General features: G+C 69.1%; 13 protein-coding genes. 12 read left to right on the forward strand and 1 reads right to left on the reverse strand.

Going from position 1 to position 14875, the window contains the following annotated elements; all coding sequences use genetic code 11:
- The first annotated feature begins 3 nt into the window (after positions 1–3).
- From BLR46_RS00565 to pknB, 5 genes are all read left to right on the forward strand, one after another.
- Positions 4–474: an FHA domain-containing protein FhaB/FipA gene (locus tag BLR46_RS00565; RefSeq protein WP_093247930.1), complete on the forward strand. Its 471-nt coding sequence runs from the start codon at positions 4–6 to the stop codon at positions 472–474.
- On the forward strand, positions 474–1892 hold the full coding sequence (locus BLR46_RS00570; RefSeq protein WP_093247931.1) for a PP2C family protein-serine/threonine phosphatase: 1419 nt from the start codon (positions 474–476) through the stop codon (positions 1890–1892). Before BLR46_RS00565 ends, BLR46_RS00570 begins: the two co-directional genes overlap by 1 nt.
- Positions 1892–3280, forward strand: a complete 1389-nt coding sequence (locus tag BLR46_RS00575; protein WP_176761598.1) for an FtsW/RodA/SpoVE family cell cycle protein — start codon at positions 1892–1894, stop codon at positions 3278–3280. The genes BLR46_RS00570 and BLR46_RS00575 overlap by 1 nt, the downstream gene beginning before the upstream one ends.
- Positions 3277–4707 carry a peptidoglycan D,D-transpeptidase FtsI family protein gene (locus tag BLR46_RS00580; RefSeq protein ID WP_093247935.1) on the forward strand — a complete coding sequence of 477 codons (1431 nt, stop codon included), beginning with the start codon at positions 3277–3279 and terminating at the stop codon, positions 4705–4707. The genes BLR46_RS00575 and BLR46_RS00580 overlap by 4 nt, the downstream gene beginning before the upstream one ends.
- A gap of 61 nt (positions 4708–4768) precedes the next feature.
- Complete coding sequence (pknB, locus tag BLR46_RS00585) at positions 4769–6667, forward strand: Stk1 family PASTA domain-containing Ser/Thr kinase (RefSeq protein WP_093247936.1); 1899 nt, start codon at positions 4769–4771, stop codon at positions 6665–6667.
- Between the two features lie 4 nt (positions 6668–6671).
- Here the strand turns inward: pknB and BLR46_RS00590 are convergent, their stop codons facing one another.
- Positions 6672–7310, reverse strand: coding sequence for an aminodeoxychorismate/anthranilate synthase component II (locus tag BLR46_RS00590; RefSeq protein WP_245701419.1), 639 nt, complete (start codon positions 7308–7310; stop codon positions 6672–6674).
- Positions 7311–7395: 85 nt separating this feature from the next.
- Here BLR46_RS00590 and BLR46_RS00595 point away from each other — a divergent pair, with 85 nt between their 5' ends.
- The 7 genes from BLR46_RS00595 (at position 7396) to BLR46_RS00625 (ending at position 14872) form a co-directional block, all read left to right on the forward strand.
- The gene (locus tag BLR46_RS00595) at positions 7396–8148 is read left to right on the forward strand and encodes a DUF881 domain-containing protein (RefSeq protein ID WP_176761599.1); all 753 of its coding nucleotides are present in this window, start codon (positions 7396–7398) and stop codon (positions 8146–8148) included.
- Positions 8149–8209: 61 nt separating this feature from the next.
- Positions 8210–8494, forward strand: coding sequence for a cell division protein CrgA (locus BLR46_RS00600; RefSeq protein WP_093247940.1), 285 nt, complete (start codon positions 8210–8212; stop codon positions 8492–8494).
- Positions 8495–8629: 135 nt separating this feature from the next.
- Positions 8630–10135, forward strand: a complete 1506-nt coding sequence (gene lysS, locus BLR46_RS00605; protein WP_281230763.1) for a lysine--tRNA ligase — start codon at positions 8630–8632, stop codon at positions 10133–10135.
- A gap of 123 nt (positions 10136–10258) precedes the next feature.
- Positions 10259–11563 carry an ABC transporter substrate-binding protein gene (locus tag BLR46_RS00610; protein WP_093247942.1) on the forward strand — a complete coding sequence of 435 codons (1305 nt, stop codon included), beginning with the start codon at positions 10259–10261 and terminating at the stop codon, positions 11561–11563.
- Between the two features lie 59 nt (positions 11564–11622).
- The gene (locus BLR46_RS00615) at positions 11623–12552 is read left to right on the forward strand and encodes a carbohydrate ABC transporter permease (RefSeq protein ID WP_245701421.1); all 930 of its coding nucleotides are present in this window, start codon (positions 11623–11625) and stop codon (positions 12550–12552) included.
- Positions 12552–13466 carry a carbohydrate ABC transporter permease gene (locus BLR46_RS00620; RefSeq protein ID WP_093247943.1) on the forward strand — a complete coding sequence of 305 codons (915 nt, stop codon included), beginning with the start codon at positions 12552–12554 and terminating at the stop codon, positions 13464–13466. Before BLR46_RS00615 ends, BLR46_RS00620 begins: the two co-directional genes overlap by 1 nt.
- Positions 13463–14872 carry a GH1 family beta-glucosidase gene (locus tag BLR46_RS00625; RefSeq protein ID WP_093247944.1) on the forward strand — a complete coding sequence of 470 codons (1410 nt, stop codon included), beginning with the start codon at positions 13463–13465 and terminating at the stop codon, positions 14870–14872. The genes BLR46_RS00620 and BLR46_RS00625 overlap by 4 nt, the downstream gene beginning before the upstream one ends.
- The last annotated feature ends 3 nt before the right edge of the window (positions 14873–14875 follow it).

A 14875-nucleotide genomic window follows, 5' to 3' on the forward strand; every position in this document is an offset into this window, starting at 1 on the left:
CGCGTGTCGGAACTCATCGTCTCGACGATCAAGATCGTCTTCCTCGCGCTGGTCTGGCTCTTCATCCTGTTCCTCGCGTCCGTCATCCGCACCGACATGTTCGGCAAGCGGGTGCCGGCCTCGTCGCTGGCCGCCGTCCCCGCGGACCGGGGACGCCCCGACAACCACCGGCTGAGCCACGTGCCCACCCGCTTCGCGATCACGAACGGCCCCCAACAGGGCACCGCCGTGCCGGTCCAGCCGACGATCAACCTCGGCCGGTCCGCCGACTCCACCCTCGTGCTGGACGACGAGTTCGCCTCCGCGCGCCACGCACAGCTGGTGCAGACAGACCAGGAGACGTGGCTCGTCAAGGACCTGCAGTCCACCAACGGCACCTTCGTCAACGGCAAGCGCGTCGAGTCCGACCCGCTCCCGGCGACCGTGGGTGACGTCATCCGCATCGGGCGGACCCTGATGCGGCTGGAGGTGTGATGTACTCCCTCCGTTACGCGGCGCACTCGGAGGTGGGCCGCATCCGCAAGAACAACCAGGACGCCGCCTACGCGTCCCCCACGATGCTCCTCGTCTGCGACGGCATGGGCGGTGCCGCCGCCGGTGACCTTGCGTCCGCCGTGGCCGCCACCGAGGCCAGCAAGTCGGACCGCCGGTTCGAGGACGCCGACGAGATGCTCGAGGCCATCGCGGGCATCATCACCCGCGCCAACGGCCGGCTGGGCGAGCTCGTCGAGGAGGACCTCACCATCGACGGGATGGGCACCACCTTCTGCGGGGGCATCTTCAACGGGCGCGAGATGGCCGTCGGCCACATCGGGGACTCCCGCGGCTACCTGCTCCGCGACGGGGAACTCACCCAGTTCACCCACGACCACTCGTGGGTGCAATCGCTGATCGACGAGGGCAAGATCACCCCCGAGCAGGCCGCCACCCATCCGCACCGCTCGCTCATCCTCCGGGTCCTCAACGGGCAGGAACTGTTCGAGCCAGACCTCATGACCCTGGAGCTGCAGGAGGGCGACCGCGTCCTCTTCTGCTCCGACGGCCTCTCCGGGCTGGTGCCGGACTGGAAGATCCGCGACGTGCTCGCCAGCCACGAGGACCTCGACGAGGCGATCCAGCGCCTGGCCCGCATGGCGAACCTGGCGGGCGGCCACGACAACATCACGCTGGTGGTGGGCGAGGTCGTCGCCCAGGACGACGCGCTCGATGCCCGCGCGGGGGCGCTGTACGGTTCGGCCACCGAGGTGGAGATCCCCGTCGTGGGCGCGTTGGCGGCGAAGGCCGGCAAGCCCACCGGCTACCCGGAGTCGCCGTCACCTCCCGAAGTGGTCGCCACCGACCAGGAGCCCGAGGAGGCCGCCCGCTACGCACCGAAGGAGCAGCCGCACCGCTGGCCCGGCGTCCTGATCGCGCTGGTCGCCATCGCGCTCGTCATCGGTGCCGGCGCCTGGGGAATCAGCTCCTACGCGCAATCCCGCTACTTCATCGCCGCAGAGTCGGGACAGGTCGCCATCTACAACGGGCTCCCGGGCAACATCCTCGGTTATCCCCTCAACGCCATGACCGAGGGCACCGACATCCTGGTGGCCGACCTCCCCGCCTTCCACCAGAGGGCCGTCAACAACACCATCGGCGTCGCGAACCTCGAGGCCGCGCGCGCGACGACGCAGGAACTTCGCGTGATCGCGGACCGGTGCCGCGCCGTCCGTGAGGAACGCCTCAAGCCGGCCGAGCCTTCCGTCTCCCCCACGCCCACCGCCAGCGCGACGATCCCCGGCCTCCCCGCCGCGCCCGGCACCCCGCCGCTGGAGAACGTCGAGCCCGGCTACCCGACGCAACTCGCGCCCATGACTCCCACCGCCACCGCGGAAGCCGACCCCGAGAGCTGCTGATGAGCGTCTCGGTACAGCCAGAGGTCTCCGGCGACGTCATCGTCTACCGGCGCCGCCGGAACGTCGAACTCGCGCTGCTGCTCTTCGCGCAGGCGTTCGGCTACGGCGGCTGGATCCTCACGCACCTCAACATGTACAACGCCGTGCCCGACGGCTGGGCGGTCGTCGCCGGCCTCTGGTTCGGGCTCGGGCTGGTGGTGCACCTGGCGATCCGCGTCCGCCTGCCGTACGCCGACCCCGTCATCCTCCCCGGGGTGTTCCTGCTCAACGGGCTCGGCCTCGCCATGCTGGCCCGCCTCGACGAGAGCTACCAGCTCAGCGACGCGAACATGCAGTTCGTCTGGACGGCGCTCGGCGCGGGGCTGCTCGTCCTCGTCGCCTTCATCCTGCCCGACCACCGCCGCCTCCAGCGGTTCCCGTACCTGCTGTTCATCTTCAGCTTCGTGCTGCTGGTGCTGCCGCTCACCCCGATCGGCGCCACCATCAACGGCGCCCGCATCTGGATCAGCGTGTTCGGGTTCAGCTTCCAGCCCGCCGAGATCGCGAAGATCACGCTCGCGATCGCGTTCGCCGCGTACTTCTACGAGAAGCGCGACGTGCTGGCGCTGGCCGGCAACAAGATCCTCGGAGTGCGCCTCCCGCGCGCCCGCGACTTCATCCCGATCGCCATCATGTGGGGCATCGCGCTCATGGTCATGGTCTTCCAGCGCGACCTGGGCATGTCGCTGCTTGTGTTCGGGCTGTTCACGGTGATGATCTACATCGCCACCCAGCGCAAGTTCTGGCCGATCCTCGCGTTCCTGCTCTTCCTCGTCGCGGGCGTGGCCGCCTACTACCTGACGCCGCACGTCTCCACCCGCGTCAACTCCTGGCTCGACCCGTTCGCGGACGTCGACAACAACTGGCAGGTCATCCAGGGCCAGTTCGGCATGGCCTGGGGCGGCCTCTTCGGCAAGGGCTGGGGCATGGGGCGCCCCACCCTGACGCCGCTGCCCCACAGCGACTTCATCGCCGCCTCGATCGGCGAGGAACTGGGCATCCTCGGCCTCATGGCCGTGGTGCTCGTGTACGCGATCATCTTCTCGCGCGGGTTGAAGGCCGCGCTCGTCTGCCCAGACGGGTTCGGCAAGCTCCTCGCGGGAGGGCTGAGCTTCGTGCTCGCGCTCCAGGTCTTCGCCATCGTCGGCGGCGTCACGCGGTTGCTGCCGCTGACCGGCCTCACGACACCGTTCATGAGCCAGGGCGGCTCGGCCATGGTGAGCAACTGGATCCTCGTCGCGATCCTCATGGTCGTCTCCCACCGGGCCCGCATGCCCCAGGCGGCGACGGCCACGCCCACCACCCGGGCGGAGCTCGAGGACCACTCGACGGAGTTGATCGAGCGATGAACGGGCCCCTGCGCAAGGTGAGCATCCTCGTCGCCCTCATGATGGCGGCGCTGCTGCTCAACCTCACCTTCTTCACCGCAGTCCGGCAGGAGCCGCTGAACGAGAACCCGCTCAACCGCCGGGTCCGCGACGCCGAGTTCGCCCGCGACCGGGGCGCGATCCTCGTCGGCAACGAGGCCATCGCCATCAGCGAGCCCTCCGGCAACGCGACCGTGCCGTACGTGCGCAACTACCCCGAAGGCGAGGTGTGGGCGCCGGTGACCGGCTGGTTCACCCGCATCCACGGCGTCTCCGGGCTGGAGCGGGAGTACTCCTCCGAGCTCGCCGGCACCGCCTCCCGCCAGACGTTCAACCGGATCGTCGACGTGTTCACCGGACGCGAGAGCTCGGGCGCCAACCTGTCCACGACCCTCCACCCCGGCGCGCAACGCGCGGCCATGAACGCCCTCGGCGACTCCCGCGGCGCCGTCGTCGCGATGAACTACGAGACCGGCGAGATCCTCGCGCTGGCCTCCACCCCCAGCTACGACCCGAACCGGCTCTCCACGCTCAACACCAACGACGAGATCGAGGCCTGGGACGAACTGCTCAACGCGGAGGACGAGCCCCTCAAGAACCGCGCCACCCGCGAGGTATACCCGCCCGGGTCCACCTTCAAGATCATCACCGCGGCCGCCGCCGTGGAGAACGGGATCCAGCCCGACAGCGTCATCCCGTCGCCGGCGTCGCTGCGGCTGCCGAACTCCAGCCACTCGATGGGCAACTCCACCAACTGCGGCGGCGAGGAGACCACGCTGGAACGGGCGCTGGCCACGTCGTGCAACACCGCCTTCGGGCAGCTGGGGCTCGACCTCGGCGCCGACGTGATGCTCGACATGGCGGAGCGCTTCGGGTTCAACCAGGAGCCGCAGATCGACATCCAGGCCGCGGCGTCGCGCTACCCGACCGAGGCCGACGAGGCCCAGACGGCGCTGAGCGCCATCGGTCAGTACGAGGTCGCCGCCTCGCCGCTGCAGATGGCGCAGGTCACCGCAGCCATCGCCAACGACGGGCGCATGATGCGGCCCTACCTCGTCGACCACGTCACCACGCCCGACCTGCAGGTCATCAGCAGCACGCGGCCCGAGGAACTGTCCCGGCCGGTGTCGGAGGCCACCGCCCGCCAGCTGCAGCAGATGATGGAGACGACGGTGAGCGAGGGCACCGGGCGCGCCGCGCGGATCGACGGGCTCACCCTGGGCGGCAAGACCGGCACGGCGCAGTCGGATCCGAGCCGGCCGAACTACGCCTGGTTCGTGGGCTACGCGAAGGATCCCAAGGTGGCCATCGCGGTGTTCGTGGAGGACGCCGGCGTGGCCCGGGACGACATCTCGGGCGGCCGACTGGCGGCGCCGATCTTCCGTGCGGTCATGCAGGCAGTGAGATAGCAATGAGTTTCTGTGGCGCGAGTTTGCCAAGATGGTTGACTGTTGGAAAGGAAAGGGAGCGATGACTGAGCGAGGAACCCTGCTCGGCGGCCGCTACGAGCTCGATCAGGTGATCGGCAGGGGCGGCATGGCCGAGGTGTGGCGAGCCCGCGACACGCGCCTGCAGCGGGACGTTGCGGTGAAGCGGTTGCGACTCGACCTCGCAAGCGACCCCACGTTCCAGGCGCGCTTCCGTCGCGAGGCGCAGGCCTCGGCCGGCCTCAACCATCCCAACATCGTCGCCGTCTACGACACGGGCGAGGAGAAGGACCCCAACTCCGACGTCATGGTGCCGTTCATCGTGATGGAGTTGATCGAGGGCGTCACGCTGCGCGAGGTGCTGCGCGGCGGCCGGAAGATCGTCCCCGAGAAGGCGCTGGAGTTCACCGCCGGCGTCCTCGACGCGCTGGCCTACAGCCACCGCGCGGGCATCATCCACCGCGACATCAAGCCTGCCAACGTCATGTTCACGCCCCCGGGCACGGTGAAGGTGATGGACTTCGGGATCGCCCGCGCCGTGGCGGACACGTCGGCGACGATGACCCAGACGGCCGCCGTCATCGGCACCGCCCAGTACCTCTCCCCCGAGCAGGCCCGCGGCGAGAAGGTCGACAACCGCTCCGACCTCTACGCCGTCGGCTGCCTCCTCTACGAACTGCTCGTCTCCGAACCCCCCTTCAAGGGCGACTCACCGGTCTCCGTCGCCTACCAGCACGTGCGCGAGACGCCGGTCCGCCCGTCGGAGCGCGACCCGGAGATCACCTCCGACATGGACGCGATCGTCATGAAGGCGCTCGCGAAGGATCCCCGGGACCGATACCAGGACGCCACCGAGTTCCGCGATGACATCCTCCGCGCGCTCGACAACAAGCCCGTCCATGCCGGGCTGCCCCCGGTGGGTGACGCGCCGACCCAGGTCATCGCCACCGACCCCATCACCACCACCGCCCGGCGTGCCGCGATCCCCGCGGCCGTGGGCGGGGCGGCTGGCGCCATCGCCGCCTCCCCCATCACCGCGGGCGCGGGCAACACGCCCGAGGTCGTGGCGGACGAGCCGGTCGAGGAGCGACGCAACCGCGGAGCGATCATCACGATCTCGGTGCTCGGCGGCCTGCTCCTGATCGGCCTCATCGTCGCCCTCTTCCTGCTGTTCAACGACAACAGCGCCGAGCCCGGCCCATCGCCGTCACCGACTCCGAGCGTCGCCTCCGAATCGCCGTCCCCGTCGCCATCGGAGTCACCGAGCCCGGAGATGGAGGCTGTCCCGAGCGTGACCGGCATGGGCCAGGCGCTCGCCGAGAGCACGCTGCGCAACGCGGGCTTCGTCCCCGTGCTGGGTGGGCCCACCGAGGGCACCGCGGAGAACAACGGCCAGGTGGCCGGCACCGACCCCGAAGCCGGCACGCAAGCCGAACGGGGCAGCGAGGTCACGATCTCCCTGTACGAGTACGAGGCCCCGGCCGAACCCGCCACCGCGACCGTCCCCGAGAACCTCCGCGGGATGACCGAGCAGGAGGCCCGCGACGAGCTCGTCGCCGCCGGCTTCGACAACAACAACATCTCCGTGACCAACGCCAATCCGGCCACCGAGCCCATCGACCTCGCGGCCGGCCAGGTGGTGGAGGCGACGCCCACCGGCGAAATCCCGGTGACGTCGACGATCACGCTCGTCCTGGCCACCGGACAGTCCACCGTGCCCGGCCTCGAGGGCATGACGGAGGACAAGGCCCGGGAGACCGCGCAGGACGCCGGCTTCGAGGTCGAGGTGGAGACGGTCGTCACCGACGCGCAGCCCGCCGGCGTGGTCTTCGAGCAGAACCCCAAGGAGAACACGACGATGTCGCGCGAGACGCCGATCACGATCCGCATCGCGGAGGCACCGGCGGAGGAGCCGACGCCGACGGAGAGCGCGACCCCCTGAGCCGTCAGGCCAGGTGCGCAGCCATCAACGGAGACATGCCCTCGGCCCTGCCGGGGGCATCTTCGTCCCCACAGTCGGCGAGCCAGTTGGCGAGCATCTGGTAGCCGCCGACGGTGAGCACCGACTCGGGATGGAACTGGACGGCCTCGACGAGGTCGGTCCGGTGGCGCACGGCCATGACGACGCCCGACTCGGTACGCGCCGTCACCTCCAGCTCCTCGGGCAGGGTCGACTCCACCAGCGCGAGGGAGTGATAGCGGGTCGTGGAGACGGGCGACGGCAGACCGCGGAACACGCCCGCCCCGTCGTGGAAGACGTCGGAGACCTTGCCGTGCAGCTGCTCGGGGGCACGGTCCACCACACCCCCGTACGCCACGGCCATGGCCTGCAGGCCGAGGCACACCCCGAACAGCGGCCGCACGCCGGCGAGGCGGCGCACCACGTCGACGCACACCCCCGCGGCCTCCGGGGTGCCGGGGCCGGGCGAGATCAGCACCCCGTCGTAGGGCCCGAACCAGTCCTGGGACGCGAACCGTTCGTCGTCATTGCGCCACACCTCGACGTCGGCGCCGAGCTGCTGCAGGTACTGGACGATGTTGTAGACGAACGAGTCATAGTTGTCGATCACGAGAATGCGGGCCACGGGCACATTGTGCCACCCTCGACCGGCTCCTCCCTCCCGATCCCTGGGCGAGCGGAGCGCGTCGACGGGCACGTACGATGGCGGGATGAACCGGTTGACGCGCCTACGGTCGCCGCTGAAGCGACAGCAGCGCCCCCGCACCCCCGCGGGGCGCGTGACGTCGGTGCTCGTCTTCGTCGTGTCCGGCCTGTTCATCGCGGTGTCGGCGATCACTGCCCAGGGCACGGACCTGCGCAGCGACCGCAACGTCACGCTGCGCGACCTGATCACCGAGCAGGGCCTCCTCAACTCGCAACTGCAGACGCAGATCGACGAGGTGCGGCAGGAGGTCTCCTCGCTGTCGGGGCAGGACCTGGGCCTCGGGCAGCTGCAGCGGAACCTCGACGAGGCCGCCACCGCAGCGTCGGTGCGCCCCGTCGTCGGGCCCGGACTGCGGGTAGTGCTCACGGACGCGCCCAACGACGTGAAGCCGCCCGGCGTGAGCGACGACAGCCTCGTGGTGCACCAGCAGGACATCCAGGCGGTGGTGAACGCGCTGTGGGACGGGGGCGCGGAGGCCATGACGATCCAGGGCCAGCGCGTGATCTCGACCACGGGCATCAAGTGCGTGGGCAACACCGTCGTGCTGCACGGCGTCCCTTACGCGCCGCCCTACGTGATCGAGGCGATCGGCGACCAGGACCGGATGCAGGCGAGCCTGGCGAGCGCCCCGGCGGTGCAGATCTACCGACAGTACGTCGAGGCGTACGGCCTGGGCTACAGCGAGCAGCGCCGGGACTCGATCGAGATGCCCGGTTTCGTCGGTTCGCTGGGCATCGACGTCGCGCGCCGCCCCTGACGCGCGACTAGGAGACTTTGCGGCGGCTGAACTAGGCTGTCCGGCGACACAAGGAGGAAATGTGCCGGAATCGCGAGTGCGCAAGAGCGCCGAGAAGAAGAAGCTGGCCAAGTCGAGGCACGAGGCGGCCGAGCAGAAGCGCGAGACCGCGCGGCTGGCCCCCGGCGGCCGCAACTGGGTGCCGTGGGTCTTCGTGCCCGTGGGCCTCCTCGGCGTCATCTGGATGGTCGTGTGGAACCTGGCGGGCCGCTCCGTCCCGTTCATGCAGGCGCTCGGCAACTGGAACCTCGCCATCGGCATCGGCCTCATCATCGCGAGCTTCTCGCTGATGACCCTCTGGAAGTAGCCGCCGGCCCCGTCCGGCCCCTCCGGTGGGAGACCTTGCACCAAGCTCGGTGCAATCCGTCCCACCGGAGACCCCGGCCAGCCCCCCACCCGCTCGAGGGGAGGGAAACGGGCGCCACGGGATAGGATGCGACGCGTGACTGAAGACCTGACCGCGCCCCTGGACTCTGAACAGACCGCCATCCGCAAGGAGAAGCGAGCCCGGATGCTCGACGCCGGGATCGAGCCCTACCCGGCCGACCTGAAGCGCAGTCACACCCTCTCCGAGGTGCGCGAGGGCTGGAAGCACCTCGAAACCGGCGAGGAGACCGACGACGTCGTCACCATCGGCGGCCGCGTCGTCTTCATCCGCAACACCGGCAAGCTCGCGTTCGCGACGCTGCAGGACGGCTTCACCCCCGAGAGCAACGGGGAGCGGCTCCAGGTCATGCTGTCGCTGGCCGAGGTCGGTGAGGAGGCCTTGGCCGCGTGGAAGTCCGACGTCGACCTGGGCGACCACGTGTGGGTCCAGGGCCGCGTGATCGTCTCCAAGCGAGGCGAGCTGTCGGTGATGGCCGGCGAGTGGAAGATGGCGTCGAAGGCGCTCCGGCCCCTTCCGGTCCTGCACAAGGACCTCTCCGAGGAGGCCCGGGTCCGACGGCGCTACGTCGACCTCATCGTCCGCGACGAGGCCCGCGACATGGTGCGCAAGCGCTCCGCCATCACGCGCTCGGTCCGCGAGACGCTCTACGCCCAGGGCTACATGGAGGTGGAGACCCCGATCCTCCAGCTGATGCACGGCGGCGCCGCGGCACGCCCCTTCGGCACCCACATCAACGCCTTCGACATCGACGTGACCCTGCGGATCGCGCTCGAGCTGCACCTCAAGCGCACCATGGTGGGCGGCGCCGACCGGATCTTCGAGCTGGGACGGGTGTTCCGCAACGAGGGCATCGACTCGTCGCACTCCCCCGAGTTCACCATGCTGGAGGCGTACCAGGCGTGGGGCGACCAGGTGACGATCGCCCAACTCACCAAGGACATCTTCCTCGCCGCGGCCGACACCGTCGGGACCCGCCAGATCGAGACCCCGAAGGGCGTCATCGACCTGGACGGCGAGTGGAAGTGGCTGCCGGTGTTCCCGGCGCTGTCCGACGAGCTCGGCACCGAGATCACCGTCGACACCCCCGTCGAGGAGCTGCAGCGGCTCGCGGAGCAGCGTGAGGTCGAGTACGACCCCAAGTGGGAGCCCGGCAAGCTGGTCATGGAGCTGTTCGGCGAGCTCGTCGAGCCGCAGCTGATCCAGCCGACGTTCGTGTGCGACTACCCGAAGAATGCGCAACCGCTCGCCCGGATCAACAAGGAGGACCCGGGCAAGGTGCTCGCGTGGGACCTGATCGTCGGGGGCATGGAACGTGGCACGGGCTTCACCGAGCTCGTCGACCCGGTGATCCAGCGGGAGGTGCTCACCGAGCAGTCGCTGAAGGCCGCGGCCGGCGACCCCGAGGCGATGCGCCTCGACAACGACTTCATCGAGGCGCTCGAGTACGGCGTGCCGCCAATGGGCGGCCTCGGTATCGGCATCGACCGCCTGATGATGTTGCTCACCGGCGTGGGGATCAGGGAGACGATCCTCTACCCGCTGCTGCGCCCGGGCCACTAAAGCCGCCCCCCTTATTGCCACGTCACCCGCATCTGTGTACTGTGGTGCACACCCAATGAGAGCGCTCTCAGCTTCGGCTGACAAGAATGAGAGCGCTCTCGCACACAGACAAAGGAGTTAACCGTGCGTCGCACCTTCCGAACCCTCGCCGCCCTCGCAAGCGCCGGGGCCCTACTCGCGGGCTGCTCCGGCAGCAACACCACCGACCCCGACGCGGAGGGTTCCGCGACCGGTGCCGCAGGCGGCGAGCAGATCACGCTGTCCGTCGCCACCTTCAACGAGTTCGGCTACGAGGAACTCGTCGAGGAGTACATGGACCTGAACCCGGGCATCAAGGTCGAGCACAAGAAGGCGGCCACCTCCAACGAGGCCCGCGACAACATGAACACCCGGCTCGCCGCCGGCTCCGGGCTCGCCGACGTGGAGGCCATCGAGGTCGACTGGCTGCCCGAGCTCATGCAGTACCCCGACCAGTTCGTCGACCTCGCCAGCCCTGACGTGGAAGGTCGCTGGCTCGACTGGAAGACCGAGGCTGCCACCGTCGACGGGAAGCTGATCGGCTACGGCACCGACATCGGCCCCGAGGCCGTGTGCTACCGCGCCGACCTCTTCGAGGCGGCCGGCCTGCCCAGCGACCGCGAGGAGGTGGCCTCCCTGCTCGAGGGCGACTGGGACACCTACTTCGAGGTCGGCAAGGACTTCGTCGCCAAGTCCCGCGGCGTGGCCTGGTTCGACTCCGCCGGCGCCACCTACCAGGGCATGATCAACCAGCTCGACACCCCGTTCGAGAACACCGACGGCACCCCGATCCCGCTCGAGGAGAACGAGGCCATCAAGGACGTCTACTCGCGCGTGCTCCAGGCCTCCGTCGACGAAGGCCTCTCCGCCGGGCTCGCCCAGTGGAGCGAGGACTGGACCAACGGGTTCCAGTCCGACAAGTTCGCGACGATGCTCTGCCCCGGCTGGATGCTGGGCGTCATCGAGGGCAACGCCAAGGGCGTCGAGGGCTGGGACATCGCCAACGTCTTCCCGGGCGGCGGCGGCAACTGGGGCGGCTCCTACCTCACCGTCCCCGCCCAGGGCGAGCACCCCGAGGAGGCCAAGGCCCTCGCCGCCTGGCTGACCGCCCCCGAGCAGCAGATCAAGGCGTTCCAGGCGAAGGGCACGTTCCCGTCGCAGGTCGAGGCGCTGGAGAGCCCCGAGCTGCTGGGCGCCACCAACGAGTTCTTCAACGACGCGCCCGTCGGCGAGATCCTCGCCGAGCGCGCCAACGCCGTCTCGGTCACCCCGTTCAAGGGCCCGAACTTCTTCGCCATCACCACGATCGTCACCGACGCGCTGACCCGCGTGGACGTCGATGGCACGGACGACGCCGACTCCTCCTGGCAGAAGGCGCTCGAGTCCTACTCGGCGCTCGGCCTGAGCTGATCCCGTCGGGGGTGGCGACGGGTACACCGTCGCCACCCCCGATCCAACTAGGAGTGAACGTGCAGAGCTTGACCTGGCGCCAGCGGCTGAGCCGCCTCGACGTGAAGTTGTCGCCCTACCTCTACATCAGCCCCTTCTTCCTGCTGTTCTTCGTCGTCGGACTCTTCCCCCTGCTCTACACGGCCTGGGTGTCCCTCCACGACTGGCACCTCATCGGCGGCCAGGGCGAGATGATCGGGTTCGCCAACTACGTGGCGGTGTTCGACCAGCCCAACTTCTACCGGGCGCTGCGGAACACCTTCTCGATCTTCATCCTGTCGTCGGTGCCGCAGATCATCGCGGCGATCCTCATCGCCTACTTCCTCGACACCAACCTGCGGGCGAAGACCTTCTGGCGGATGGGCGTGCTGCTGCCCTACGTCGTCGCCCCGGTGGCGGTGTCGATGATCTTCTCGAAGATCTTCGCCGACCAGTCGGGTGCCGCGAACGCGCTCCTGGCGATGTTCGGCGCCGACCCGATCGGCTGGCACGCGGACCCGTTCTGGGCCCACGTCGCCATCGCGACGATGGTGAACTTCCGCTGGACGGGCTACAACGCCCTGATCTTCCTCGCGGCGATGCAGGCCATCCCGCGCGAGGTCTACGAGGCGGCCATAGTCGACGGCGCGCGTCGCTGGCGGACGTTCTTCTCGGTGACCGTGCCGATGCTCAAGCCCACGATCATCTTCGTCGTCATCACCTCGACGATCGGCGGCCTGCAGATCTTCGACGAGCCGAGAATGTTCGACACCATGGGCACCGGCGGCGCCGACAAGCAGTGGCTCACGCTCACCATGTACATCTACGAGCTCGGCTGGGGCGCACAGAAGAGCTTCGGCCGCGCGGCCGCCGTCTCGTGGATCCTGTTCGCGATCATCGTCGTGATCGGCGCCATCAACTTCTTCATCACGCGACGAATCGCGTCGTCCGGCGGCAAGGGGGACCTCTGATGTCCAGAATGTCTGGCCCGATGGCCCAACAGCTGGTGGGCAAGGGCGCCGCACGCGCCATCCACCGTCGCGAGCGTCAGTCCTTCGGGGTGAACAAGCGCCCGTCGTGGACCACCTACGCGGTTCTCGTGGCCGTGCTCCTCGTCTCCATCTACCCGATCTACTTCACGGTCCTCCTGGCCTCCTCGGACGCCGCGACGATCGCCCGCAACCCGATCCCCTCCCTGGTCCCGGGCCCCAACTTCTTCGACAACGTCTCCCGCGTCCTGGGGTCGGACATCAAGTTCTGGACCGCGCTCGCCAACTCGACCATCGTCGCCGTCGTCACGTCGGTGTCCGTCGTGTTCTTCGCCACGCTCGCCGGCTTCGCCTTCTCCAAGCTGCGGTTCCGCGGTCGCAACGGGCTCTTGGTCTTCGTGATCGCGACGATGGCCGTGCCGACCCAGTTGGGCGTGGTGCCGCTGTTCATCCTCATGAGCGAACTCGGCTGGGTGGGCAAGCTGCAGGCGGTCATCGTGCCCGGCATGGTGACGGCGTTCGGCGTGTTCTGGATGACCCAGTACCTGCGCGACGCGCTGCCGTTCGAGCTCATCGAGGCGGCCCGGGTGGACGGGGCGTCGATGATCCGCACCTTCTGGTCGGTGGCGCTGCCGGCGGCAAAGCCTGCCGCCGCGATGCTGGCGCTGTTCACGTTCGTCGGTTCGTGGACCAACTTCTTCTGGCCGTTCATCATCCTCGGATCGGCCAACCCGACGCTGCCGGTGGCGCTCCAACTCCTCCAGGCGTCGTACTTCAAGGACTACTCACTCATCATGGCGGGCGTGGTCGTCGCGACCCTGCCGCTCATCGCCGTGTTCGTCGTCGCCGGACGCCAACTCGTCGCCGGCATCATGCAAGGAGCTGTAAAGGGATGACCATCCACCGATTTCCGCAGGACTTCCTCTGGGGAAGCGCGACCGCCGCGTTCCAGATCGAGGGCGCAGCACTCGAGGACGGCCGGAGGGACTCCATCTGGGACACGTTCTGCCGGGTCCCGGGCGCGATCGTGAACGGCGACGACGGGTCCGTGGCGTGCGACCACTACCACCGGATGCCGCAGGACGTCGCGCTCATGAAGGAGCTCGGGCTGCAGGTCTACCGCTTCTCGAGCTCGTGGGCGCGTGTCCGGCCCGACGACCGCGAGTTCAACCCCGCCGGGCTCGACTTCTACTCCCGCCTGGTCGACGAGCTGCTCGGCGCGGGCATCCGCCCCTGGATCACGCTGTACCACTGGGACCTCCCGGCCGCGATCCCCGGCGGCTGGACCAACCGCGACACCGCCCACCGGTTCGTCGAGTACGCCGAGAAGATGGCGGAGACCCTGGGCGACCGCGTACAGGACTGGACGACGCTGAACGAGCCGTGGTGCTCGTCGCTGCTCTCCTACGCCGGCGGCGAGCACGCCCCCGGCCACACGGACCCGCGCGAGGCGGTCGCGGCCGTCCACCACCTCCACCTCGCCCACGGCCTGGCCACGCGCCGACTGCGCGAGGTGCTGCCCGATGACGCCAGCGTCGGCCTGACGCTGAACTTCACGGTCGCCGACCCGGTGGACCCGGACTCACCCACCGACCGGGAGGCTGCCCGCCGGATCGACGGCCTGCAGAACCGGCTCTTCCTCGACCCGATCTTCCGCGGCGCCTATCCGGACGACGTGCTCGCGGACCTTAATGGGCTCGGGCTCGAGTCGCACATCCGCGACGGCGACCTCGAGACGATCAGCACCCCGATCGACTGGCTGGGCGTCAACTACTACAACGGTGCCGCCGTCACCGGCAGCCCGGACAACGGCCCCGCGCCGTCGCCGGAGGCCAACGGGCGCCGCGTCGGCAACCCGAACATCGGCTCGGAATGGGTGGAGTTCGTCCCCCGGGGCCTCCCGGTGACGGACATGGGATGGGAGATCCAGCCCGACGGGCTCCGCCGCCTCCTCGAGCGCCTGCACGTCGAGTACACCGGCCCCGCCGATATCGGGATGTACGTCACCGAGAACGGCTGCGCGATGCCCGACCGGGCGGACGAGGACGGCTTCGTCGACGACCAGGACCGCATCGGCTACCTTCGCGGGCACTTCATCGCCGTCGAGGAGGCAATCGCGCAGGGCGCCGACGTCCGCGGCTACTTCGTCTGGTCCCTGCTGGACAATTTCGAATGGGCGTGGGGATACGACAAGCGATTCGGTATCGTTCGCGTGGACTACGAGACGCTGGAGCGCACGCCCAAGGCGTCGGCCCTGTTCTACCGAGACGTCATCGCCGCCAACGCGGTCGAGGAGGAGTGACCC

The sequence above is a fragment of the Tessaracoccus oleiagri genome (genome assembly GCF_900103275.1).
Classification (GTDB): domain Bacteria; phylum Actinomycetota; class Actinomycetes; order Propionibacteriales; family Propionibacteriaceae; genus Arachnia; species Arachnia oleiagri.